Source organism: Streptomyces sp. CNX435 (assembly GCF_059570575.1).
In genome coordinates, this window is sequence record NZ_JCANTA010000021.1 from 81,684 (window position 1) to 105,531 (window position 23,848).

General features: G+C 75.3%; 25 protein-coding genes. 14 read left to right on the forward strand and 11 right to left on the reverse strand.

All coding sequences use genetic code 11. The features are described 5' to 3' along the window. Positions 1-126 precede the first annotated feature (126 nt). Genes T328_RS27910 through T328_RS27920 form a run of 3 tightly spaced genes read right to left on the reverse strand, consistent with a single transcriptional unit; the run spans position 127 to position 3,188 of the window. Entirely contained in the window at positions 127-1,656 is a 1,530-nt protein-coding gene (locus tag T328_RS27910) for a cobyric acid synthase (protein ID WP_496498956.1), read from the reverse strand. Continuing rightward, entirely contained in the window at positions 1,653-1,895 is a 243-nt protein-coding gene (locus T328_RS27915; protein WP_496498957.1) for a hypothetical protein, read from the reverse strand. The genes T328_RS27910 and T328_RS27915 overlap by 4 nt, the downstream gene beginning before the upstream one ends. Positions 1,896-1,955: 60 nt before the next feature. Next, positions 1,956-3,188: an inorganic phosphate transporter gene (locus T328_RS27920; protein WP_496498958.1), complete on the reverse strand. Its 1,233-nt coding sequence runs from the start codon at positions 3,186-3,188 to the stop codon at positions 1,956-1,958. 159 nt (positions 3,189-3,347) lie between these two features. Between T328_RS27920 and T328_RS27925 the strand changes: the two genes are divergently transcribed. The 3 genes from T328_RS27925 (at position 3,348) to T328_RS27935 (ending at position 6,699) form a co-directional block, all read left to right on the forward strand. Beyond that, positions 3,348-3,980, forward strand: coding sequence for a class II aldolase/adducin family protein (locus T328_RS27925; RefSeq protein ID WP_496498959.1), 633 nt, complete (start codon positions 3,348-3,350; stop codon positions 3,978-3,980). Positions 3,981-4,050: 70 nt separating this feature from the next. Then, complete coding sequence (locus tag T328_RS27930) at positions 4,051-5,199, forward strand: alpha/beta fold hydrolase (protein WP_496498960.1); 1,149 nt, start codon at positions 4,051-4,053, stop codon at positions 5,197-5,199. A 195-nt stretch (positions 5,200-5,394) separates the two neighbouring features. Next, positions 5,395-6,699, forward strand: a complete 1,305-nt coding sequence (locus T328_RS27935) for a hypothetical protein (RefSeq protein ID WP_496498961.1) — start codon at positions 5,395-5,397, stop codon at positions 6,697-6,699. 32 nt (positions 6,700-6,731) lie between these two features. On the opposite strand, the gene T328_RS27940 is transcribed toward T328_RS27935, so the two are convergent. Beyond that, a complete protein-coding gene (locus tag T328_RS27940; RefSeq protein ID WP_496499018.1) occupies positions 6,732-7,139 on the reverse strand; it encodes a VOC family protein in 408 nt (135 codons plus the stop codon). A gap of 220 nt (positions 7,140-7,359) precedes the next feature. Between T328_RS27940 and T328_RS27945 the strand changes: the two genes are divergently transcribed. The 3 genes from T328_RS27945 (at position 7,360) to T328_RS27955 (ending at position 10,394) form a co-directional block, all read left to right on the forward strand. Further along, complete coding sequence (locus T328_RS27945; RefSeq protein ID WP_496498962.1) at positions 7,360-8,958, forward strand: ABC-F family ATP-binding cassette domain-containing protein; 1,599 nt, start codon at positions 7,360-7,362, stop codon at positions 8,956-8,958. Between the two features lie 334 nt (positions 8,959-9,292). Then, the gene (locus tag T328_RS27950; protein WP_026276177.1) at positions 9,293-9,511 is read left to right on the forward strand and encodes a helix-turn-helix domain-containing protein; all 219 of its coding nucleotides are present in this window, start codon (positions 9,293-9,295) and stop codon (positions 9,509-9,511) included. 91 nt (positions 9,512-9,602) lie between these two features. After that, positions 9,603-10,394 carry an enoyl-CoA hydratase/isomerase family protein gene (locus T328_RS27955; protein WP_496498963.1) on the forward strand — a complete coding sequence of 264 codons (792 nt, stop codon included), beginning with the start codon at positions 9,603-9,605 and terminating at the stop codon, positions 10,392-10,394. A gap of 96 nt (positions 10,395-10,490) precedes the next feature. Here the strand turns inward: T328_RS27955 and T328_RS27960 are convergent, their stop codons facing one another. Further along, entirely contained in the window at positions 10,491-11,321 is an 831-nt protein-coding gene (locus T328_RS27960) for a hypothetical protein (RefSeq protein WP_496498964.1), read from the reverse strand. Positions 11,322-11,453: 132 nt separating this feature from the next. Here T328_RS27960 and T328_RS27965 point away from each other — a divergent pair, with 132 nt between their 5' ends. The 5 genes from T328_RS27965 to T328_RS27985 are packed head-to-tail and all read left to right on the forward strand — an operon-like array spanning position 11,454 to position 14,028. After that, entirely contained in the window at positions 11,454-11,939 is a 486-nt protein-coding gene (locus tag T328_RS27965) for an Asp23/Gls24 family envelope stress response protein (RefSeq protein ID WP_496498965.1), read from the forward strand. A gap of 48 nt (positions 11,940-11,987) precedes the next feature. After that, complete coding sequence (locus T328_RS27970) at positions 11,988-12,182, forward strand: hypothetical protein (protein ID WP_496498966.1); 195 nt, start codon at positions 11,988-11,990, stop codon at positions 12,180-12,182. A 3-nt stretch (positions 12,183-12,185) separates the two neighbouring features. Further along, entirely contained in the window at positions 12,186-12,623 is a 438-nt protein-coding gene (locus T328_RS27975) for an Asp23/Gls24 family envelope stress response protein (RefSeq protein ID WP_496498967.1), read from the forward strand. Continuing rightward, the gene (locus tag T328_RS27980; RefSeq protein WP_496498968.1) at positions 12,620-13,291 is read left to right on the forward strand and encodes a DUF6286 domain-containing protein; all 672 of its coding nucleotides are present in this window, start codon (positions 12,620-12,622) and stop codon (positions 13,289-13,291) included. The genes T328_RS27975 and T328_RS27980 overlap by 4 nt, the downstream gene beginning before the upstream one ends. A gap of 5 nt (positions 13,292-13,296) precedes the next feature. Next, the gene (locus tag T328_RS27985) at positions 13,297-14,028 is read left to right on the forward strand and encodes a hypothetical protein (RefSeq protein ID WP_496498969.1); all 732 of its coding nucleotides are present in this window, start codon (positions 13,297-13,299) and stop codon (positions 14,026-14,028) included. 135 nt (positions 14,029-14,163) lie between these two features. On the opposite strand, the gene T328_RS27990 is transcribed toward T328_RS27985, so the two are convergent. The 5 genes from T328_RS27990 to T328_RS28010 all read right to left on the reverse strand — a co-directional run bounded on the left by T328_RS27990 (position 14,164) and on the right by T328_RS28010 (position 19,165). Further along, positions 14,164-14,919, reverse strand: coding sequence for an SDR family oxidoreductase (locus T328_RS27990; RefSeq protein WP_496498970.1), 756 nt, complete (start codon positions 14,917-14,919; stop codon positions 14,164-14,166). A 4-nt stretch (positions 14,920-14,923) separates the two neighbouring features. Continuing rightward, the gene (locus T328_RS27995; RefSeq protein ID WP_496498971.1) at positions 14,924-15,826 is read right to left on the reverse strand and encodes an SURF1 family cytochrome oxidase biogenesis protein; all 903 of its coding nucleotides are present in this window, start codon (positions 15,824-15,826) and stop codon (positions 14,924-14,926) included. A gap of 55 nt (positions 15,827-15,881) precedes the next feature. Further along, positions 15,882-17,117, reverse strand: coding sequence for a DEDDh family exonuclease (locus tag T328_RS28000; RefSeq protein ID WP_496498972.1), 1,236 nt, complete (start codon positions 17,115-17,117; stop codon positions 15,882-15,884). Between the two features lie 123 nt (positions 17,118-17,240). After that, the gene (locus T328_RS28005; protein ID WP_496498973.1) at positions 17,241-17,930 is read right to left on the reverse strand and encodes a response regulator; all 690 of its coding nucleotides are present in this window, start codon (positions 17,928-17,930) and stop codon (positions 17,241-17,243) included. After that, the gene (locus T328_RS28010) at positions 17,927-19,165 is read right to left on the reverse strand and encodes a sensor histidine kinase (protein WP_496498974.1); all 1,239 of its coding nucleotides are present in this window, start codon (positions 19,163-19,165) and stop codon (positions 17,927-17,929) included. Before T328_RS28010 ends, T328_RS28005 begins: the two co-directional genes overlap by 4 nt. 219 nt (positions 19,166-19,384) lie before the next feature. On the opposite strand from T328_RS28010, the gene T328_RS28015 reads away from it, so the two are divergent. Beyond that, positions 19,385-19,696: a hypothetical protein gene (locus tag T328_RS28015; RefSeq protein ID WP_496498975.1), complete on the forward strand. Its 312-nt coding sequence runs from the start codon at positions 19,385-19,387 to the stop codon at positions 19,694-19,696. 165 nt (positions 19,697-19,861) lie between these two features. Further along, positions 19,862-20,833, forward strand: coding sequence for a LysR family transcriptional regulator (locus T328_RS28020; protein ID WP_496498976.1), 972 nt, complete (start codon positions 19,862-19,864; stop codon positions 20,831-20,833). A 204-nt stretch (positions 20,834-21,037) separates the two neighbouring features. Here the strand turns inward: T328_RS28020 and T328_RS28025 are convergent, their stop codons facing one another. Next, positions 21,038-22,558: a S8 family peptidase gene (locus tag T328_RS28025; protein WP_496498977.1), complete on the reverse strand. Its 1,521-nt coding sequence runs from the start codon at positions 22,556-22,558 to the stop codon at positions 21,038-21,040. 289 nt (positions 22,559-22,847) lie between these two features. Between T328_RS28025 and moaA the strand changes: the two genes are divergently transcribed. Then, on the forward strand, positions 22,848-23,837 hold the full coding sequence (moaA, locus tag T328_RS28030) for a GTP 3',8-cyclase MoaA (RefSeq protein WP_496498978.1): 990 nt from the start codon (positions 22,848-22,850) through the stop codon (positions 23,835-23,837). Positions 23,838-23,848: the final 11 nt, after the last annotated feature.

Here is a 23,848-nt window from a genome sequence, read left to right on the forward strand (position 1 = left end):
GGGCCCGTGGGCGGTAGGCCGGGAGTCGAACTTCCGGGGGGCGATTCGCCCGATGGGGTGAACGGCGGCCTCGTGCCCCGGCGAAAGTTCGGTGCCGGTGCGGTGCGGAGGCCTCGCCGGAGGCGCTCAGCGCGTCGGCGCCCCCGGCGGCAGGAACGGCAGGTCGCCCGGGGCGCCCGACTCGATCAGCCGCAGCAGCGCCTTGGTGTCCGCGTGCTCCTCGATCAGATCCCCCAGCCGCTCCAGCTGCGCCTCCCGCAGCCCCGCGAACGACGTGTCCGGCGCCGGCACGAACGCCCGCCCCGCGTCCGCCGCCACCCGGCGCAGGAACGCCCGCCGGAAGCCGTCGCTCTCCAGCGCCCCGTGCCAGTGCGTCCCCCACACCTGCCCCACCCGGCACCCGTCGAGGAACGGCTCCCCGCCCAGCACCTCCGCGACCCCGTGGTGGATCTCGTACCCCGCCACCGCCTCGCCCAGCGCCGTCCCCGTCGGCCGGCCCAGCGTCTTGCCGGCGGCGAACGCCACCCGTACCGGCAGCAGCCCCAGCCCGTCGACCTCCCCGGCCGGTCGCGCCTCCACGCCCTCCGGGTCGCTGATCCGCTCCGCGAGCAGCTGGAACCCGCCGCAGACCCCCAGCACCGGCCGCCCCTGCGCCGCCCGCCGGGCCACCGCCGAGTCGATGCCGCGCTCCCGCAGCCAGCCGAGCGCCCGCACCGTGCCCCGCGTCCCCGGGAGCACCACCAGGTCCGCGTCCGCCAACTCCTCCGGCCGGTCGGTGAACTGCACGGCGACGCCCGGCTCCGCGGCCAGCGCGTCGACGTCCGTGAAGTTCGACATCAGCGGCACCGGCACCACCGCGACCCGCAGCACCTCGGCCCCGTACGGCCGCTCCGCCGGCAGCTCCCGGATCCGTCCGCGCAGCGACAGCCGCAGCCCGTCCTCCTCGTCGATGCCGAGCCCGTGCCGGTACGGCAGCACCCCCAGCGTCTGCCGCCCCGTCAGCCCGCGGAGCATGGACAGCCCCGGCTCCAGCAGCCCGACGTCACCCCGGAACTTGTTCACCAGATAGCCCGCGACCAGCCGCTGGTCCGTCTCGCTCAGCAGCGCGGTGGTGCCGAAGAACGACGCGAAGACGCCACCCCTGTCGATGTCCCCGACCACCACCACGGGCAGCCGTGCGGCCCGTGCCAGGCCCATGTTGACGATGTCGCTGTGCCGCAGGTTTATCTCCGCCGGGCTGCCCGCGCCCTCGCAGATCACCGCGTCGTACGAACGCCGCAGCTCCTCCAGGCAGTCCGTGACCGTGTCGAAGAGCGCCCGCTGCCGCTCGCCGTGGTAGCCCGCCGCGCTCAGCTCCGCCATCGGCCGGCCCAGCACCACGACCTGGCTGTGCGCCTCGCCGCCCGGCTTCAGCAGCACCGGGTTCATCAGCGCGCTGGGCTCGGTCCGGGCCGCCGCCGCCTGCATGGCCTGCGCGCGCCCGATCTCGGCGCCCTCGCGGGTGACGTACGAGTTGAGCGACATGTTCTGTGCCTTGAACGGCGCGACGGAGACGCCGCGCCGGGCCAGCCAGCGACAGATGCCGGCGGTGACGACGCTCTTGCCCGCGTCCGACGTCGTGCCGGCGACCAGCAGGCCGCCGGCACGCGCCGTCACTTGACGATCAGATAGATCCCGTACGCCACTGCCGCTGCACACAGCGTGAAGCATACGTACGCACCCGCCCTGGCCAGCGCGGTGGGGGCGGTCTCCGGGCCCGGGGAGCCGCCGGGCCCCCCGGGCTCCGTCTTCGGGGACAGGCCGACGATGCCGGCCGTGAAGAGGCCCACGAGCGCCACGGTCACCACGAGGCTGACGCCGAAGACCTCGCCGAGTGCTGCCCAGTCGATGTCCATACTGCTTCCTCAGGTCTCAGTGGAAGGGGCGGGGGGAGGGTACGAGGGAGGGGCGGCCGGTCAGGCCGGGGCCCGGGACGCGGGTCCGGATGTGGTCCTCGGCGACGGAATGCTCACCGGCTCCACGGCACCGTCGGGGCCGGCCTCGGCGGTGCCGCTGGGGACCGTGGCCGCCTGGCCCGCCTCCGGGTCCACGTCGTTGACGTTGGAGTGGTCGACCCGGTCACGGCGCGAGGCCGCCCAGATCGTCGCGCAGGCGGCGGCGCCGAGGACCGCGACCGTCACCACACCCCAGTCGCCCCGGTCGGCGAGGAACGCCGCCGCCCCGGCGATGAGCCCCGCGGCGGGCAGCGTGAGCCCCCACGCGGCGACCATCCGCCCGGCCGTGCTCCAGCGCACCACGCCGCCCTTCCTGCCCACGCCCGAGCCCATGATCGAGCCGGAGCAGACCTGGGTGGTGGACAGGGCGAAGCCCAGGTGGGAGGAGGCGAGGATCACCGTGGCCGAGCTGGTCTGGGCGGAGAAGCCCTGCGGCGGCTGGATGTCGGTGAGGCCCTTGCCCATGGTGCGGATGATGCGCCAGCCGCCGAGGTACGTGCCGAGCGCTATGGCGAGGGCGGCGGAGACGATGACCCAGGTGGGCGGGTCGGAGTCGGGGGCGAGGGAGCCACCGGCGATCAGCGCCAGGGTGATGACGCCCATCGTCTTCTGCGCGTCGTTGGTGCCGTGGGCGAGGGAGACCAGCGCGCCCGAGGTGATCTGGCCGGCGCGGTAGCCCTTGGCGGTGCCGGCCGCGGAGCGGCGGCGGGCCAGCCGGTACGTCAGCCGGGTCGCGACCGCGGCCGCGATGCCCGCGACCAGCGGTGCGGCGACGGCGGGGATGAGGACCTTCATGGCGATGGCGTCCATGTGCACGCCGCCCCAGCCGACGGAGACGAGCGTCGCGCCGATGAGGCCGCCGAAGAGGGCGTGCGAGGAGCTGGAGGGCAGCCCGGCGAGCCAGGTCAGCAGGTTCCAGACGATCGCACCCACCAGCCCCGCGAAGATCACTTCGGGCTGGATGCCGGACCCTTCGTCGATGATGCCGCCGGAGATGGTCTTGGCGACTTCCACGGAGAGGAAGGCGCCGACGAGGTTGAGGACCGCGCTCATCGCCACCGCGGTCTTGGGCTTCAGCGCCCCGGTGGAGATGGTGGTGGCCATGGCGTTAGCGGTGTCGTGGAACCCGTTCGTGAAGTCGAACACCAGGGCCGTGACTATGACGACTCCGATGATGAGAGTGAGGTGTTCCATGTACCCAGCAATCGGCTCGAAGGTCGGGGGCCGTGAGGAACGTAGGTACTTCGAGTGAACGCAAGGTGAACTGAGCCGGACGTGACGGTGACGGGGGCGAATGGGTGTCGCAATGTCGCCTGCCGGCCGCTTCATGCGCTGGTCATAGGGAGGATACTGGTGCGTCACGCGTGGCGTGAGCTGATTGGGACGGCCCGGCGGACGTACTCCGATGGGCTGGTCGTCGGAACCTCGGGTAACGTCTCCGTTCGGGTGGGCGATCGTGTGCTCATCACGCCCACCGGCGTCCCGTACGACGAGTTGGGGGACGACGACCTCGTCGCCGTCGACCTCCGGGGACGGCAGACGGACGGCACGCTCAGGCCGACGAGCGAACTGCCCATGCACCTCGCGGTGTACACGAGTACCGAGGCACGCGCCGTGGTGCACACGCACGCCGTGCACGCCACGGCCGTCTCCACGCTCGTGCCGGAGCTGCCGGTCGTCCACTACGCGACCGCGGCCCTCGGCGGGCCGGTGCGCGTCGCCCCGTACGCGCTGTACGGGACGGACGAGCTGGCCGCGGGCATGCTGCGGGCGCTCGCCGGCCGGTCGGCGTGCCTGCTGCAGAACCACGGCACGGTCGCCTACGGCGACGACCTGGCGCAGGCGTACGACCGGACCGCGCAGCTGGAGTGGATGTGCCGGGTGTGGCTGGCGGCGAGTTCGGTGCCGGGGCTGAGTCCGTCGCTGCTGTCGGCGGGGCAGCTGGGGGAGGTGGCGGAGAAGCTGCAGGGCTACGGCCAGCGGTGAGGCCGCCGGCCCGGACCCGGGTGGGCGCGCGCACTGGCAGGGGCCAGGCCGTACGCGGACAATGGCCGGGATGCGCATCAAACCGGTCGCCGCCGCCGTGACCAGCCTCGTCGCCGCCGGACTCGGCGCCGGGGCCGCCGCCGTGGCCGCCGGGCGGTACGGCTCCCGGGCCGCCCTGCGGCCCGCGCCCGCCGGCCCCGTCGGGCTCGACGGCGCCCGGCTGCGCGTGATCGCCGCGGCCGACGGACAGGTCGTCCTCGGGCCCGGTTCGGCGCCCGCCCTGCTCCCCGAGACGTACGGCCTGACGGGCGACGGCGTGCACGCCGTCGTCGGCCCGCTGTTGGGTGCGGCGCCGTGGGGGCGTCGGCCGGGCGGCCGGCTCGTCCGCAGCCTGGAGCGCGTCACGTACGGCAGCCTCGCCCCCGGGACCCGGGTGCGGCTGACGCCGAAGGTGTACGCGGGCACGCCGCACTCGGCGCTCGGCCTCGCCTACGAGGACGTGACCGTCGACGGCCCGCTGGGGCCGCTGCCCGCGTGGTACGTGCCGGGCGCCCGCGGCACCTGGGTCATCGCCGTCCACGGCCTCGGCGACACCCGCGAACAGGCCCTGACCGCCCTGCCGTTGCTGCGCGAGCTGGACCTGCCCGTCCTCGCCCCCGCCTACCGCGGCGATCCCGGCGCCCCGCCGCCCCCGGACGGCCGCGGCGGGCTCGGCCACGCGGAGTGGCCCGACCTCGACGCGGCCCTCGGCTGGGCGCTGCGCCACGGCGCGCGGCGCGTGGTGCTGTACGGCTGGTCCGTCGGCGCCACCATGGCGCTGCGCACGGCGGCGGAGTCCGCGGCGGCCGACGGCGTCGCGGGGCTGGTGCTGGACTCGCCGGTCCTCGACTGGCGCGCCGCGGTACGGGCCCTGGCCGGCCGCTCCGGCGCCCCCGGGCGGCTCGCCCTGCCGGAGCGGCTGCGCGGTCTCGCGGTGCTGGCGGCCGGGGAGCACGGGGAGCTGGGCACCGCGCTCGGCGTACCCGCGGCGCCGACGCTGGTGCTGCAGGGCCGGGCGGACGACGTCGCCCCGCTCGCCGCGGCGCGGGCGTTCGCGGCCCGCGGCGGCGACCGGCTGCTGCTCCGCGAGGTACCCGACGGCCGGCACGCGGCGCTGTGGAACGCCACCCCGCACGCGTACGAGGAAGCCGTGCGCCGCTTCCTGACCCCGCTGCTCTAGGGCCTATCGCCCGCCGACCCCGCCGTTCCGGCAGCACCCACGCCCGGTCCGCCAGCCCGCCGGCACCGGCTCCGCCCACCCGTCGCCAACCCCGGATTGGGCTTTCGCAGCCCCACCGGCGAGACTTGGTGCGTGATGGCGCACCGTTCGCACCACCCGCCGCTCCGCCTCGTCCCCAGGCAGCCCCGTCGCGAGATGGCAGCCGCCGCCCGCCGGGCCGTCGTCGACCGGGCCCTACGCCCCGCGCCGCGACCCCCGGAGGGCATCGCGCCGCCCCGGGTGCTCGCCGGCCACGCCCGCACGCTGCTCGCCGAGGCGGTCCGCGTCGCCCGGGCGGCGGAGGGCCGCCCGCGGCCCTGGACCGACGCGCCGCCGGCCGAGTGGGACCGGGCCCGGCTCGCCGGCCTGGTCGAGGTGCAGGGGGCGTACGCCCGCCCGGCCTGGCGGCTGCGCGCCTGGGAACGCGACGAGCGCGCCGTGCTCCGCGGCTGGGTCGCGCTCTTCGACGCCTGGTCGCTGGCCCACCCCGCGCCCGAGCCGCTGGCCCACGACTCCGTCGCACTCGGCGACGCGATCGAGGCCATGCCGCAGATGCTCGCCCTGCTCCACCTCACCGGCGGCCCCGTGCGCGTACCCGCCCTGCTCGACCTCCTCGGCCAGCGCGTCGAGGAGCTGCGCACCGAGCGCTGCGAGGTGGCGTACGGCAGCGAGGGCACCCCCGTGCCGGGACGGGCCGCCACGCCGCCCGCGGCCCAGGTGCCGGAGGCGGAGCTGGCGGGGCTGCTGCCCGGGCTGCTGGACTGGGCGCTGGAGGCGTTCGCCTCCGTGGGGGCGCTGACGCGCGAGGGCGGCGAGGTGTCGCTGACGCCGCTGGGCCACTGGGCCGTGTGGATGAAGATCGAGCAGATCTGCATCGCCGCCCAGGGCCCGGAGGGGCACATCGAGAAGCCCGCGGAGGCGATGCTGCGCAGCTGCGCGGGGCTGACCCCGGGCCCGGCCCGCGCCGAGTACCGCGCGTGGCTGGCGGCGCGGCCCTCCGGGAGCGCGGTCGCGGAGCTGCTGGAGGTGGCGCGTGGCGACGACGCGCTCCTGCGCGGGCTGGCGTTCGAGGCGCTGCGGACGGTGGGCGCGGCGGCGGAGAGCGCGGTGCGGGAGGCGTGCGACGAGCCGATGCTGCGGCCGTACGCGCTGCTGTGGCTGGCGGAGCAGGAGGGTGGCGACGCGGACGAGGTGCTGAGTGCGCTGAGCCGGGAGGAGGCGACCTGGCTGTGGGTCGACACCGCCGCCGCGGTCGCCGACCACGGCGAGGGGAGCCTGCTCGTCCGGCATCTGGAGTCCGCGGTGCAGGGCAGCGTGCCGGCGCTGCTGGCGGAGGTGGGGGGCGCGGGGCATCCGCGCACGGTGCAAGTGCTGGTGGCGCTGGCCGCCGCGCATCCCGACCCGGCGGTGGCCAAGGCCGTCCGCCGGGCCGCCTTCCGGGTGCACACCGGCGGGGCGTGAGCGGGGCGGGCGGCCGCTGTGAATCCTCGCAGTCAGCCGAGGGCGGGCGCGTACGTGCCGAAGCTCCAGATGTTGCCCTCGTGGTCGCGCGCCATGTAGTCCCGCGCGCCGTAGTCCTGGTCGGTCGGCGGCATGACGATCTCCACGCCGTGCGCCACGGCCTGCCGGTGGTGCGCGTCCACGTCCGCCACGACCACGTACACGCCGGTCGGGCCGCCGGCGCCCACCGCCTTGTCGAACTCGCTGCCCGTGCCCTTCGACCCCAGCATCACCAGCCCGTTGCCCTGGGCCAGCTCCGCGTGCGCCACCTTGCCGTCCTCGCCCTCGTACACCGCGACCTCCCGGAAGCCCAGCCCCTCGGTGAGCAGCCGGACGGCGGCCTTGGCGTCGCTGTACAGCAGCGTCGGGTAGACAGTGGGGGTGCTCTCGCTGCCGGGCATGCCGATCACGTCCTCTCCATGGCGTTACGGGCAGTCTGGCACCCGCCACCGACACCGGCAGCCCGGCCGCGGCCCCCGTGCGGCAGCCGGGGTCCGGCCGGCAAAACGGGTTGCGGCCCCCGATACACTGGCCGCATGGCCACTCTCCACGTGCATTAAACGGGTAGCGCGTCCGCACCGTCCCTGCCGCCGTCCACCCTGCCTGCCCTGGAGAACTTCCGTGATCACCGCCACCGGCCTGGAGCTGCGCGCCGGCGCCCGCATCCTCCTTGAATCCGCCACCTTCCGCATCGCCAGGGGCGACCGCATCGGCCTCGTCGGCCGCAACGGCGCCGGCAAGACGACCCTCACCAAGGTCCTGGCCGGCGAGGGCCAGCCCGCCGCCGGCGCCGTCACCCGCGGCAGCACCGTCGGCTATCTGCCGCAGGACCCGCGCACCGGCGACCTCGACGTGTTCGCCCGCGACCGCATCCTCTCCGCCCGCGGCCTCGACACCGTCATCCGCAAGATGCGCGAGGACGAGGACCGGATGGCGAACGGCAAGGGCGCCACCCGCGAGAAGGCCATGCGGCGCTACGAGCGCGTGGAGACCGAGTTCCTCACCAAGGGCGGGTACGCCGCCGAGGCCGAGGCCGCCACCATCGCCGCCAGCCTCGGACTGCCCGACCGGGTCATGGGCCAGCCGCTGCACACCCTCTCCGGCGGCCAGCGCCGCCGCGTGGAGCTGGCCAGGATCCTCTTCTCCGACTCCGAGATCCTGCTGCTCGACGAGCCCACGAACCATCTCGACGCCGACTCCGTCGGCTGGCTGCGGGACTACCTGAAGACGTACCACGGCGGCTTCGTCGTCATCTCCCACGACGTCAACCTCGTCGAGACCGTCGTCAACAAGGTCTTCCTCCTCGACGCCAACCGCGCCCACATCGACGTCTACAACATGGGCTGGAAGCTCTACCTCGCCCAGCGCGAGGCGGACGAGAAGCGCCGCCGCCGCGAGCGCGCCAACGCGGAGAAGAAGGCCGCCGCGCTCAACGCACAGGCCGACAAGATGCGCGCCAAGGCGACCAAGGCCACCGCCGCGCAGAACATGGCCCGGCGCGCCGAGCGGCTGCTCGCCGGCCTCGACGAGCAGCGGCAGGCCGACAAGGTGGCGCGGCTGCGGTTCCCCGACCCGGCCCCGTGCGGGAAGACCCCGCTGACCGCCGAGGCGCTGTCCAAGTCGTACGGCTCGCTGGAGGTCTTCACCGACGTCGACCTCGCCGTCGACAAGGGCTCCCGCGTCGTCATCCTCGGCCTCAACGGCGCCGGGAAGACCACGCTGCTGCGGCTGCTGGCCGGCGTCGAGAAGCCCGACACCGGCGCGGTCACCCCCGGCCACGGCCTCAAGCTCGGCTACTACGCGCAGGAGCACGAGACCCTCGACCCGGACCGCTCGGTGCTGGAGAACATGGCCTCGGCCGCGCCCGACATGGACGCCGTCGAGATGCGCAAGGTGCTCGGCTCGTTCCTCTTCTCCGGCGACGACGTCGACAAACCCGCCCGGGTGCTCTCCGGCGGCGAGAAGACCCGGCTCGCGCTGGCCACCCTCGTCGTCTCCTCGGCCAACGTGCTGCTGCTCGACGAGCCGACAAACAACCTCGACCCGGCCAGCCGCGAGGAGATCCTCGGCGCGCTGCGCACCTTCACCGGCGCCGTCGTCCTCGTCACCCACGACGAGGGGGCGGTGGACGCGCTGGAGCCGGAGCGGATCATCCTGCTGCCGGACGGCGTGGAGGACCTGTGGAACGAGGACTACGCAGACCTGGTAGCGCTTGCTTGATCACCTCTGTCTGGATCATTCGGCTCATGCGTGATCCATCATCTGAGTGAGAGGTGCTCGTACCACGGTGTGGCGCCTGGTCACCGGGCGTGCGGTGACGGCTACGTGCAACGCCGCCGACGCGTCACCACATCACCGCCCCTGACCTGCCTAATCACTCAGCGCAGCGGTCCTCCCCGGTCCGCGGGGCGGCTCGGAACGTGCGGTTCCGACGGTCCGCGGTGGGAACTGGGGAGAAAACCTCGTGCCGCGGACCTTGCCGAATGGGTGGCCAGGACGCGATAAAGGGGTGATCATGAGAGTCCAGAGCGCACTTCCGTACGAGGAGGCACGGGTGGCCGAGACTCTGAAGAAGGGCAGCCGGGTTACCGGCGCCGCGCGCGAAAAGCTCGCGGCTGACCTGAAGAAGAAGTACGACTCCGGGGCGAGTATCCGGGCGCTGGCCGAAGAAACGGGCCGCTCCTATGGATTCGTGCACCGGATGCTCAGTGAATCCGGCGTGACCCTGCGCGGTCGCGGCGGAGCGACGCGAGGCAAGAAGGCGTCGTCCTGAGGGACTGCCGCGGCCGCCGTGACCGGCGCCCCGGCCCCGCACGGGCACCCGGCCGGTCCGTCGGACCGGCCGGGTGGTTACTGTTCGGTATATGACAGAGCTGCTGAACAGAGACGGCGTACGCCTCACCCTGGACGGCGAGGACGGCTCGCTGGCCACGGTGACCCTCGACCACCCCGACCGGCGCAACGCGCAGTCGCCCGCCATGTGGCGGGCGCTCGCCGCCGCGGGGCGTGAACTCCCCGGCAGCGTGCGCGTGGTGGTGCTGCGCGCCGAGGGTAAATCCTTCTCCGCCGGACTCGACCGGCAGGCATTCACCCCCGAAGGCTTTGCGGACGAGCCGTCATTCCTTGAGCTGGCCCGCTATTCCGACGGAGACCTCGACGCCGTCATCGCCGAATACCAGGAGGCGTTCACCTGGTGGCGGCGGAATGACATCGTTTCCCTCGCGGCGGTGCAGGGACATGCCATCGGCGCGGGTTTTCAGCTGGCACTTGCCTGCGACCTCAGGGTGTGCGCGGACGACGCGCAGTTCGCGATGCGGGAGACCTCGCTCGGGCTGGTGCCCGATCTCACCGGAACCCGTCCGCTGGTACAACTCGTCGGATATGCACGGGCGTTGGAGATGTGTGTCACCGGACGATTCGTGCACGCGGAGGAGGCCGAGCGGGTGGGCCTGGCGAACCTCGTCGTCCCGGCGGCGGAGCTGCGCGCCGCGGTCGCGGACCTGGCGGCGGCGCTGCTGGCGGCGCCGCGCGACGCGGTGATCGAGACGAAGGCGCTGCTGCGGGAGGCCGCGGGCCGGACGGACGACGAGCAGCGCGCGGCGGAGCGTGCGGCGCAGGGCCGCAGGCTGCGGGACCTCGCGGGGGTGGGGGAGTAGCGGCCGGGCGGTCCCCGGCGGCGGGCCGTGTGGCGGGGACGTGTGCGTGTGCGGGCCCGTGGGGCTGTGCGTGGGCTTGTGCGGGTGCCCGGCGGGTTACCGGATGTCCGTGATGAGGACGGTGACGGTCGCCGCGGGGATACGGACGCGTACGGCGGTGGCGACGTCGAGCGCGCGGTGCCGGGCATCGGTGACGGCGCGTACCTCGGCGTGGTCGCCGTCTTCGCGGACGTCGAGGTCGAGCACCCCGGGTACGCGGAGCGCCTCGGCGCGCGGGCTGCCGCCCGGAGCCGCCGTCTGCGTGTCGTACGTGTCGTCTGGCTGAGCGGCGTTCTGCGGGGCTCCCAGCAGTCCGGCCACGTGGATGTCGACCGCTGCCACGCGCAGCCCCAGACGCTCCTCGGCGCCCCGCCACAGCGCCTCGCGCAGGGCCTCCGCGGTGGCGGTCATCGGCCGGTCCGTCGCGGCCTCGCACTCCGCCGTGATCCGCAACTCCCCGTACGGCAGCGCACTCACGGGCGGCGGCCCCACCGCCGGCCGGCGGCCCGCGTCCGCCCTGCCCCGGCCCCGCTCGCCGAGGTACCGCACCTCGGCCCCCGCCGACACCGCGCCGCCGCCCCCGTCGCGTACGGACTCCGCGCGGGACCCGGCACCCGGACCGTTCCGCCGCGCCTCGCCGGGACCACCCGCCGCCCCCGCGTCGCCCACCGGTCCCGCCTCGCCACCGACGCCCTCCGCGTTCCGGTCCGCCGGCTCCACCCGCAGCACCGTCACCCGGGCCCCGCGTACGGCCGCCGCCGCGCGCCGCAGCACACCCGCCGCCGCGCGCTCCGCGAGCCACGCGCCGTCCGCCGCGTCGCCCAGGGGCAGCAGCCTGCCGAGCCCCACCTGCTCGCGCACCGCCTGCTCCCAGCTCCGCGCCGTCATGCGTCCATCCTCCCCCACCCGCGCCACCCGATCGCCGATCTCCGGTGGGCCGGCTGTCGCATTCCCCTGGCCCACCCCGGGCAGGGGACGGATAGTGGGGGAGCGAAACGAGCGGCACGGGCACCAGGAAGGGTGGAGACGGTGAGCAGCGAGTCCACGGTCAGGGAGGCCACGCGGGAGTCGGCACCGGCCCCGCCGAAGGTGCTGGGCACGCGGCGCGGCACCGGCGATCCGGCGACACGAGGGCGTACGACCATCGCCGACGGCGTGGTCGAGAAGATCGCGGGCCTGGCCGCGCGCGACGTCGTCGGCGTGCACGCCATGGGCAGCGGGCTCTCCCGCACCACGGGCGCCGTACGCGACCGCGCGCCCGGCACCTCCCGGTCGCCGGCCGGGGTGCGGGCCGAGGTCGGCGAGGTGCAGACCGCCCTCGACCTGGAGATCGTCGTCGACTACGGGGTCTCCATCACCGAACTCGCCCGCGCCGTACGGGAGAATGTCATCTCCGCCGTCGAGCGGATGACGGGCCTCGAAGTGGTCGAGGTCAACATCGCGGTGACCGACGTGAAGCTGCCCGACGACGAGGAAGAGGCCGCCGAGCAGCCGCGGCTGCAGTGACGGCGGGGCGGGCAGGCCGCCCCGGGGAGCTTCGGGAAGGTGCGTGCGATGAGCATGGCAGTGGTCGGCCTGCTGGCCGGCATGGCGCTGGGCTTCGCCGGCTACTTCGGCGGATTCGGCGCCTTCCTGCTGGTGGCGGCGCTCGGCGCGATCGGCTTCGTCGTCGGCCGGGTGCTGGACGGCGACCTGGAGCCGGGGGACTTCTTCCGCCGGCCGAACGAGCGCGACGACCGGCGGCGGTGACCGGTGGCGTCCCTCGCGAACGACCACGCCGAGCAGGAAGAGGCGGCACGGGACGGGTCGGCACGGGACGGGGACGGGTCGGCCGCGCACGCGGAGGCCGCCGGGCCCGGCGTGCCGGCGGGGGAGCGGGGCGCGACCCGGATCGAGGACCGTGTCATCGCGAAGATCGCCTCCCAGGCGGCCCGCGAGGCGCTGCTCGGCGCGCCCGGCACGGACGCCGCGCACGCCGCCGTCGTCGTACGCGGTGACACCGCCCGCGTCCGCGTCGGCGTCCACCTCGGTTTCCCGTCCGACCTCGGCGCCCAGTGCTGCGCCGTGAGTCGGGCCGTCACCGAGCGGGTAAGGGCCCTGGTCGGGCTTGAGGTGCCGGAGGTGGCCGTGGAAGTCGAGCGGCTGCACGCCACGGAGCGGCCGAACGCGCCGCGGGGGAGGGTGCGATGAGCGCCGGGAAGACGAAGTCCAGGCCCGCGGGCGAGGCGTCCGCGGAGCCGGACGAGTGGCGGCAGAACACGTCGGCGTCGGGGTATGCGGCCGGGCCGGCCGGCGCGGGCGGCGGGCTCGGCGACGCCGCGGCCCGCTTCTGGTCCGTACGCCGCGTGCCCGCCGCCCTCACCGCCGCCGCGGCCACCGCGGGCGTCGGGCTGCTGCTCTACGACATCGTCGCCGTACGCGCCGAACGGCCCGCGATGCGCTGGCGCCGCCGCGTCGCCGACGAGTTGGCCGCCCGCCCGCTCGACGACCCCTGGGTCCTGGCCGCCGCCGGGCTGGCCGTGCTGGTCGGCGCCTGTCTGGTGCTGCTGGCCGTGACGCCGGGGCTGCGCGGCGTGCTGCCGATGCGGCACGCGTCGCCGGACCTGCGGGCCGGGCTCGACCGGCGGGCGGCGTCGGTCGTGCTGCGCGACCGGGCCATGCAGATCTCCGGCGTGCGCTCGGTGCGGGTCACGGTGGGCCGCCGCCGGGTCGGCGCCCGCGCCGAGTCCCACTTCCGCGAGCTGGACGACGTCCGCGCCGACCTCGCCGCCGTGCTGGGCGACGGCATCCGCGAACTCGGCCTCGCCCGCACGCCCGAGCTGTCCGTGCACGTACGCCGGCCGCCGGCGAAAGGGTGAGCGCGATGCTGCGTGTGGTCAACCGGATCCTGCTCGCCCTCATCGGACTCGCGGTCGCCGCGGCCGGGATCGCCGTGCTCGCCGCCGGCCTCGACCTGCCGCGGCCGGGCTTCGCGCCGTACGCCGACGGCCCCGACGACGTGCTGCTGAGCCGCGAGACGCGGCTGCGCCGGCGCGACGCGGGCTGGTGGTGGCCGACGGTGGTCGGCGGGCTGTCGCTGCTCGTGCTCTGCAGCGGCTGGTGGCTGACCGCCCAGCTGCGCCGGGCCCGGCTCGGCGAGGTCGTCGTCGACACCGGCGGCGGCGCCGTGGCCGGACCGGACGCGTCCGCGGCGGACCGCGGCCGGGGCGGGGACTGGGCCACCGCTACGGACCCGGACCCGGGCCCGGATTCCGGCTCGGACCCCGACGGCGCCGAGCCCGGCGGCCCGGCCACGCTCACGCTGCCGGCCGCCCCGCTGGCCCTGCTGCGCGGCTCCGCGCTGGAGGAGGTGCTCGCGGAGGAGGCGGGGGCGCTGGAGGGCGTGGAGCGGGCCCGCGTCACCCTCACCGGCCGCCGTACGGCGCCGCGCGCCAGCTTCGGCGTGCTGCTGGGCCCCGGCGCCCATCCCGCCGCGGCGGTGGACCACATCGAGGAGCGGGCGCTCGCGCCGGCCCGCACGTCGGTGGGCCTGGCCCGGCTGCCCGCGGAGATCCGCTTCCGCTCGGCCAAGCACCGCCCGGAGCGGGTCTCGTGACGCCGCGGGGGGCGCGGGCCCATAGGTCCTGCGCGCGATCGGCCGCATGACCCCGCGCCGCTCGTCACACCCCGCGCAACCGGTGTCCGCGACCGACGTCCGTGCGCGTGCGCGCCGTCCGGCAGCCTGCCGGGCTCAGATGCTCCGCCGCATGCCGCCGTCGATCGGCAGCATGACCCCGGTCAGGTACGACGCCGCCGGCGACAACAGGAACGCCGCCGTGCGGCCGAACTCCTGCGGCGTGCCGTAGCGGCCCAGCGGGATCTTCGCCTCCGTGCGCGCCCGTGCCGCCGCCGCGTCGCCGGACAGCGCGTCCAGCTCGCGGGCCCGGTCGGTGTCGATCCGGGCCGGCAGCAGCCCCACGACGCGCACGCCGCGGGGCCCGAGGTCGTCGGCGAGGGACTTGGCGTACCCGGCGAGGCCGGGGCGCAGCCCGTTGGAGATGGTGAGCCCCGGGATCGGCTCGTGGACGGAGCCGGAGAGCACGAAGCCGATGACCCCGCCCGCCGCCAGCTCGCCGGCGGCCGTCCGGGCCATCCGCGTCGCGCCGAGGAAGACGGAGCCGAACGCCGCCTCCCACTCGGCGTCGGTGTTGGCGGTGGCGTTACCGGCGGGCGGGCCGCCGACGCTGATGAGCACGCCGTCGAAACGGCCGAAGCGCTCCCGGGCCGCGGCGATGAGCCGGTCCGGGGTGGCCGGGTCCGCGTTGTCGGCGGCGACGCCGACGGCGGACTCGCCGAGTGCGGCGGCGGCGCTCGTCACACGGTCCTTGTCGCGGCCACTGAGCACCACCCTCGCGCCCTCGGCGAGCAGTTGCTCGGCGACGGCGAGACCGAGGCCGCGAGAGCCCCCGGTCACGACGTAGGCGCGGTCGTTGAGTCCAAGATCCATGGGGTCAGTCTGCCGCCATCTGCTCGGCGGGCGCCAGGGATGGGGCACGCTCGTCGTCCGCGGCCGGCTTCCCCGCGTCGTCCGCGGCCTGCTCCGCGTCGCCCACCGCCGGGCCGTCCGCCGTCGTCTCCTCCGCCGCCTTGGCCGCCGCCGCGTCGCGGTCGCGGCGCTCGCGGCGTACGAGAATCCACCAGCCGAGCGGCACCGCCGCCGCGAAGATCCACCACTGGATGGCGTACGCGATGTGCACCCCGATGCTGCTGTGGTCCGGCTCGCCGACCGGCTCCGGCTGCTTGCCGCCCGGCTCCGGCGCGGTGCCGGTCAGCTCGACGAAGCCGCCGAGCACCGGGCCGGGGAGCCCGTCGGCAGCTGCGTCGACGGACTCGCTGTTGATCAGCATCACCTGGCGGTCGGGCAGCCCCGCCTTGTCGCGGATGCCGCTGTCCGTCGTCTCGTCCGGGCGGAGCCGGCCGGTGACGGTGACCTCGCCGGCCGGCGGGGGCGGCACCTCGGGGAAGGTGGTGAGGTCGGCGCCGGCGGGCACCCAGCCGCGGTTGACGAGGACGGCGGCGCCGCCGGCGAGGCGGAGCGGGGTGACGACGAAGTAGCCCTGCTTGTCGTCGGTGCCGAGCCGCTGCCGTACGACGACCTCCCGCTCCGGCTCGTACGAACCGGTGGCGGTGACTCTGCGCCAGGTGTCCCCGCGCGGCACCGCGCGCCCCTCCCGCGCGAGCCGGTCCACCGGGACCGGCTTCGCCTGAAGGTTCTGGGCGACGAGGTCGTTCCGTGCGACCCGGTCCTGGTGGCGGTGCAGCTGCCAGAAGCCGAGCTGGATCATCACGGGGATGAGCAGGACGGCCACGAGGGTGACGATCACCCACTGCCGGGACAACAGGAAGCGGTACACCCCTTGACCGTACTCCCCGGCACACCGCCGCCCGAGGGGACCCCGGGCGGGGCGGCTACCCCGGGCCGCCGTCCCCCTCCGGCAGGGCGTCGGCCGGCTCGACGTCCCGCATGAGGTGCAGGAAGGCGGCCTCGTCGATCACCGGAGTGCCGTGCGCCGCGGCCCGCGTCACCTTGCTCGTCGGTGCGCCGGGGTCGTTGGTGACGAGCAGGCTCGTGTGGCGCGAGACGCTGCTCGCGACGTGCAGCCCGGCCTCGACCGCCTGGTCCTCCAGGAGGCCGCGGTCCACCGACGTGTCGCCGGAGAACGCCACGCGCATGCCCTGCTTGAGCCGGCCGCCGCGCACGTACCGACCCGGGTTGGGGTACGGGGACGGGGGCAGCCGGCGGTTCGGCCGCCAGGTGCGCCACTGGTACGCGCCGTGCCCGCCCGGCGAACGGGTGCCGCCGCCGCCTCCGGCCGCCGCCGGCTCCGCCCACTCCGTCAGCGGCTGGCAGGCCAGCAGCGGCAGCCGGGCGCCGGCCTCGGCGGCCTGCCGCAGGCTGGGGCGGAAGACCTCGGCGAGGACGCGGGCGTCGTCCTCGGCGTCGTGGGCCCGGCGCTGGGCGACGCCGAAGTGGGCGGCCAGCGACGCCAGCCGGGCGTTGGGCAGCGGCAGCCGCAGCTGCCGGGCGAGCGCGATGGTGCACAGCCGCCGGCGCACCGGCGCGGTCAGCCCGGCGCGGGCGTACTCGCGGGCGATCATCATCCAGTCGAAGACCGCGTTGTGCGCGACGAGCACCCGGCCCTCCAGCCGGGCCGCGAACTCCTCGGCGATCTCCGGGAAGAGCGGGGCGTCGGCGAGCATCTCGCGGGTGAGGCCGTGGATCCAGACCGGGCCGGGGTCGCGCTGCGGGTCGACCAGGGTGTACCAGCTGTCCTCCACCACGCCGCGGGCGTCGAGGCGGAAGACGGCGGCGGAGACGATGCGGTCGTCGGCGCGCAGCCCGGTGGTCTCGACGTCGACGACGGCGTACGCCTCGGGGTAGTCGGCGGGCCAGCCGTCGGCCGGGGCGCCGGGCGCGGGGATGCCGGGGTGTCCCGCGGCGTCGGGTCGGGTGCCGTCGGCGGTCCCCGGCCCTGCCCCGGTCCCGGCGGTACGCGCGGGGTCCGCGATCTCGTCCGCGCCGGCCGGCCCGGCCGGCGCGGACAGTGGGAGGGTCGGCTGCAGCGCGACCGGATCGGTGCCCGGAAGCGGCTGCTGCCGCGCGACTTGACGGGGACTCAGGTGCGCCGCGCGGTCTTCGAGCATGGAGTCAGAGCATAGAGCCTGCCACTGACACCGCCGCGCGCCCGGGTGCCGCCGGGGGCCGTACGCGTGGCGTACGAGTGCCGCCCGGGTGCCGTACGCGGGGCGTCCGGGTGCCCGGGTGCGTCAGCCGGACGGCTGTCCGGCCGCCGGTCCGCGCGGGGTGACCAGGCCCGTCTCGTAGGCGATCACGACGAGTTGGGCCCGGTCCCGGGCGCCGAGCTTCGTCATCGCCCGGCTGACGTGCGTCTTTGCGGTGATCGGACTGATGTACAGCCGGGCGGCGATCTCCTCGTTGCTGAGGCCGCCGCCGACGAGGGTGACGACCTCCCGCTCGCGCCGGGTGAGGTCGCGCAGCACGTACTCCGCGTCGGGGGCGCCGCCGGCGGGGCGGGAGACGTACTCCTGGATCAGCTTGCGGGTCAGCGCGGGGGACAGCAGGGCGTCGCCGCGGGCGGCGACCCGTACGCCGTGCAGCAGGTCCTCCGGCTCCATGTCCTTGACGAGGAACCCCGCCGCCCCGGCGCGCAGCGCACCCCAGACGTACTCGTCCACGCCGTAGTTGGTGAGGATGACGACGTGCACGCCGGCCAGGTCGGGGTCGGCGGCGATCCTGCGGGTCGCCTCGATGCCGTCGAGCACCGGCATCTGCACGTCGACCAGCGCCACGTCCGGCCGGTGGCGGGCGGCGAGCCGCACCCCCTCGGCGCCGTCGGCGGCCTCGCCGACCACCTCGACGTCGTCCTCGGCGTCGAGCAGCGCCCGGAACCCGCCCCGGATGAGGGCCTGGTCGTCCACGAGCAGCACCCGGATCACCGGGCCGCCTCCGCGGCGGGCCCGCCGGGCTGCCGCAGCGGCAGCTCGGCGCGTACGCGGAAGCCGCCCTCCGGGCGGGGCGCGGCGTGCAGCGCGCCGCCGAGCGCGGTGACGCGCTCGCGCATCCCCGTGAGCCCGATGCCCGGCTCCGGCGGCGCCCCGGGGTCGGCGGCGCCGTCGTCGTCGACCTGGACGACGACCTTGTCCGGCGCGTACGACACGTGCACGGCCACCGCCGCCGCCGGCCCGGCGTGCCGGGCGACGTTCGTCAGCGACTCCTGCACGATCCGGTACGCCGCCCGGTCCACCTCCGCCGGCAGCGCCGGCCGCTCGCCGGCCACGGCCACCGTCGCCGGCACCCCCGAGCCCCGGGCCCGCTCGACCAGCTCCGGCAACCGTTCGAGGCCGACGCCCGCGCCGCCGCCGTCCGCGTTGCGCAGCACGTGCAGCGTGGCGCGCAGCTCGCGCGCGGCGTCGCCGCTGGCCTCCTGGATGGCGAGCAGCGCCGACGTGGGCTCGTCGCCGCGCTTCTTCGCCAGGTGCACGGCCACCCCGGCCTGCACCTTGATCACGGAGATGCTGTGCGTGAGGGTGTCGTGCAGCTCGCGGGCGATACGCAGCCGCTCCTCGTCGGCGCTGCGCAGCGCGTTCTCGGCCGCCCGCTCCTCGGCCTGGGCGAGCATCGCCTCGTGCTGGATGCGCATCGCGGCACCCATCGCACACGCCACCACCCAGCCGAAGGACAGCAACCGCTTCTCCAGCGCGGCACGCAGCGCCTCGTCGCCGAGGGGGAGCAGGGGCAGCGAGCCGAGGCCGACGGCGAGGGAGGCGAGGGCGGTGACGGCGAAGAAGACGCGGTGCCCGCTGCGGATACAGCGGTAGACGGCGACCAGCACGGGCAGCACCGGGCTGCCGTCGGGGTAGCCGCGCAGCTGGTACGCGAGCATGGCCAGCACCGCGACCACCAGCACCGTACGGGGGAAGCGGTTCGAGACCACCAGCGCGGCGCTGCCCACCGTGCCGAGCACCCAGGCGAGCGCGTCGAAGCCGTGCCGCCCGTCGGGCGCCAGCAGCATCGTGCCCACCGAGGCGAGCGCCACCGCGGCGGCGAAGCCCGCGTCCTTGGTGCACACGCGGGAGCGGCGCGCCGACTCCCGCCCGCCCTCGATCGCCGCCGTGAGGTAGTGGAAGACCGTGCGCTCGCTGGTCGCCTCCGTCTGCGTGGCCGCCGTCATGCCCTGCACCGTAACCAATCGGCGCCGGTCAGGCGTCCTCCGTCAGGCGCAGCGGGCGCTGCTGCGCAGGTTGCAGCCGGCGGGCCCGTACGCCCCCGGCGGCAGCGCGGGAGCCACTCGGCGGACGATGACGGGCGGCGGGGGAGGGGCGGATCGTGGAGCCCGACGGCAGCCGGCCGGGAGACGGCCGGCACGCGCACGGCAGACGGGAGGCCCACCATGCCCCTTCACGGAGCAGACGGAGTCCAGCGGGTACGGATCCCACAGCCGGCGCCGCCGCGGGGCGCCGGAGCGTGGCAGGTGGCGGCGGGGGGCGCACGGTACCTGCGGCTCCGGCTGCGTGCACCCGCGCGCCGCGCCGAGGCGCGGCGGCTGCTCGCGTTCGTACTCGAGATCCCCCCGCTGGCCGGCGCCGACCCGGCGGTGCTGATCGCTGAGGTGCCGGACAGCCGGCGGGCGGTGGACGTGCTCGTCGAGCTGGCGTGGTCCGGGATCGAGCTGGACGGATTCGGGCTCGACGCCGCGGTATGACGGCCCGTGCCGGGAGCGGCGACGAGGGAGCGCGCCCGGCACGGCGGCCGACGGCCAACTTCCCGGCCCCCGGGGCCACTTCAGCCTGACCGCAGGGCGTACCGTGTGGCGCGTCCATGCAAAAAGTGATGGCGCGGGCGAAGAGGGCGGTGACACGATCCCAGGGTGGACTCACGATATCTGCGCGCTTTCGTGACGGTGGCCGAGACCGGCGGGATATCGGCGGCGGCCGAGCGCCTGGGCTACGCGCAGTCGAGCCTCAGCGCCCAACTGCGCCGGCTGGAGCAGGAACTCGGCGTGACGGTCGTGGTCCGCACCTCCACCGGCGCCTCCCTCACCGACGCCGGCCGCCGGCTGCTGCCGTACGCGCGCGAGGCGCTGGAGGTCGACGAACGCATGCGCCGCGCCGCCGCCGCGTCCCGGCCCCGGCTGCGCATCGGGGCGCCGGAGGCGCTGGCGGGCGAGTGGCTGCCGGACATCGTCACCGCGCTGGACTACGGCGCCGGCGGGCCGGACGCGGACGCGGAGATCAGCGTCGTCGTCGGGCCGCGCGTACTGCTGGCGGAGCAACTGGCCGCCGGGGAACTGGACCTCGCGTTCCACTTCGACGACGGCAGCCGGGCCGCGGGCCCCAGCGTCGTCGTCGGCCACGAGGAGGTCGTGGTCGTCGCCGGGCCGGCCCACCCGCTCGCGGGCGCGGCGGAGGTGACGGAGGCGGACGTGCTGGCCGCGGACTTCCTCGTCGCGGAGCCCGGCTGCAGCTCCACCGTGCTCTACGACCGCCTCAGCCGCGACCTCCCCGGCCGCACCCGCGCCGCCACGGCGGCCGACTCTCTGCCCGCGCTGCGCCGCCTGGCGGCGCACGGCCGCGGACTGGCGCTGCTGCCGCGGCTGGCGGTCGTACGGGACCTGGAGGACGGCGGGCTCGTCGACCTCCCGCTCGCCACCCGCCCCGGCCCGGTGGCCATCGAGGCCCGCTGGCGCCCGGACCCGGGCTCGGCGGAGCCCACGCTGCGCGCGGTCCTGCGCCTCGCCCGCCGCCACACCGACCAACTCCCCGCCTCCCCCACCCTCCGCCCGGCCCGCGTCCCCAGCCCCGCCCCCAGCCACCCCCCGGCCCCCGCCCGCACCGCCTGAACCGCCCGACCCACCTCTGCCCGCCGCGCGTCGCCCGGCGGGCAGAGGTGGTGAACCGGTGGGCAACCATGCCTGGCGGAGCCGCGGACGGCGAAGGCCGGGCGGCGGCGCTCTGAGGCACCGCCGCCCGGCCCGGCGGAGAGGCCCTGCGGGCCGCCCTCTGAGCGCCGTCGGCGTCCTGCGTACTACGTCACCGGCCGGCCCTCACCGCCCTACGGCGTCGTACGCGTCCACGATCCCGGCTCCGTAGAAGCCGTTGCCCCGCTTGCCTCCGGTGCAGGTGGAGTCCTCCACGCCGTTGCCGTCCGGGTCGTAGAACTCCGGGCAGCCCGGGTTGTCCGCCTGCGCCTTCATCATCATGTGCAGCAGGGTGGGCGAGAGCCGCTTGTGCTCGCTCTTCAGGAGCGCGGCGACGCCCGCGGCGTGCGGGGTGGCCATCGACGTGCCCTGCAGCCAGCCGTACTTGTTCTCCGGCAGGGTGGACAGGATGCGGCCGTTCTTCGACGGCGTCTCCGGGATCTGGTAGCCGTCGCCGCCGGGTGCGGCGAGGTCCACCACGTCGTTGCCGTAGCTGGAGTAGTACGACTTGTCGTCGTTCACGCCGGTCGCCGAGACGGTCACGATGCCCGGCAGCTGCGTCGGCACGTCCCAGCACTCGGACGGGTCGACCGTGCGCTCCACCGGCGTGCTGTCGTCGGGGCTGGAGGCGTCCGTCAGCTCGTCGGAGGCCAGGTCGTCGTTGGAGTTGCCGGCCGCGGCGAGGTGCAGGGTGCCCTTGTTCATGGCGTACTTCGAGGCCCGGTTCACCGCGTCGACGATCGCCCGCTGGTCGGGGTCGTCGAGGCAGTTGTAGAGCCACGGGTCCACGTAGTAGCTGTTGTTGGTGATCTCGATGCCGTGATCGGCGGCGAAGACGAAGGCGCAGACGACGGCCTCGGCGAAGAACAGCGCGGTGTCGGCCTCGCTCACCTTGAGCGAGGCGACCTGCACGCCGGGCGCGACGCCGGCCACGCCGACCCCGTTGCGTGCGGCGGCGATCTCGCCCGCGACGTGGGTGCCGTGGTAGTCGCCCTCCGGGTCGAACGGCCGCCAGGCGCCCTCAGCTGTGTCGGCGACGCCGCCGACACAGCTGGCGGACTGCTCGGCGGAGAAGTTGGCCGTGAGGTCGGGGTGCGTGTCGTCCACACCGGTGTCGATGACACCGACGGTCACGTCCCGGCTGCCGATGGAGACCTTGTGCGCCTTGTCGGCACCGATCGCCGGCAGGTCCCACTGCTCGTTCTCCAGCGGCTCGACGTCCGGATCCTGCGAACGGGCCCTGGCGGCGCCCTCGTAGACGTCCGGTGCGCTGGTCTCCAGCGTCCCCGACGGCTTCAGCGGCGCGGTACGGGTCGCGCCCGCGGACTGCACGCCGCGCACGTCGCGCAGCTCCGCCGCGAAGTCCGGGTTGGTGGAGTGGGCGATGAACACGCCGATCTTCTTGTACGTGACGACCACCGAGCCGTCCGCGTCGGCGATCGCGTCCTCGACGCGGGCGATCGTCTCGCCGTCGGTCTTCGTGTTGACCACATACGAAAGGGTCTCGTCGGCCGCCGCAGCGGCGCCGGCGGGCTCGGGAGCCGACGCGGCGGAGGCCGCCCCCGGCAGGAGGCCGAGCGCCGCCGCGAGGGTCAGCCCGAGGGGCACTGCCAGCAGGCGCCGGCCGCGGGGTCGGAGATGAGTCATGGGATCTCCAGATCATCAGTCGGAATCCGCCGCGGGCGAATCCGCGGTCAGGTACACGGCAAGCGAACGTAGCGCTGATCACCCGCGCCCATCAATAGATCCCCCTGCACAGTCTTTTGGCGTGTCGTGCACGTCAGGCCCCATGCGGCCCTGTCGTCACGCGCGTACGACGCGCGCACGACGCCCGTGCGGCGGGACCCGTCGCCCCGCGATCTCAACAAACTGTTGAATGTCAGGCGCCTGGCGTAGGCTGCCAAGGTCAGGAACCGCCGTGGGAGGGGCCGTCACCATGCTGCGTGACACATATGGACGAGTCGCCACTGACCTGCGCGTCTCGCTCACCGACCGCTGCAACCTCCGGTGCACGTACTGCATGCCGGAAGAAGGGCTCCAGTGGCTCGGCAAGCCCGAGCTGCTCACCGACGACGAGATCGTCCGCCTCGTCCGCCTCGCGGTCGTCGAGCTGGGCGTGACCGAGGTGCGCTTCACCGGCGGCGAGCCGCTGCTGCGCCCCGGGCTCGTCGGCATCATCGAGCGCTGCGCCGCGCTCGCGCCCCGCCCGAGGCTCTCCCTGACCACCAACGGCATCGGCCTGGAGCGTACGGCCCCGGCCCTCAGGGCCGCCGGCCTCGACCGGGTCAACGTCTCGCTGGACACGCTCCGGCCCGACGTGTTCCACCGGCTCACCCGGCGCAAGCGCCACGCCGACGTGCTCCGCGGCCTCGCCGCCGCCCGCGCCGCCGGTCTGGAGCCGGTGAAGGTCAACAGCGTGCTGATGCCCGGGCTCAACGAGGACGAGGCCCCGGACCTGCTCGCCTGGGCCGTCGCGGAGGGCTACGAGCTGAGGTTCATCGAGCAGATGCCCCTCGACGCACAGCACGGCTGGCAGCGCGACGGGATGATCACCGCCGGCGAGATCCTCGCCTCCCTGCGCACCCGCTTCGAGCTGACCCCGGAGATCGAGGCGGCGCGCGGCTCCGCGCCCGCCGAGCGCTGGTCGGTGGACGGCGGCCCGGCCCGCGTCGGCGTCATCGCCACCGTCACCCGCCCCTTCTGCCGCGCCTGCGACCGCACCCGGCTGACCGCCGACGGGCAGGTGCGCAACTGTCTGTTCGCCCGCGAAGAGACCGACCTGCGGGGCGCGTTGCGCGCCGGCGCACCGGACGCGGAGATAGCCCGGCTGTGGAGGGAGGCGATGTGGGGCAAGAAGGCGGGCGCGGGGCTCGACGACCCCTCGTTCGTCCAGCCGGACCGGCCGATGTCCGCGATCGGCGGGTGACGCGGGGTGAC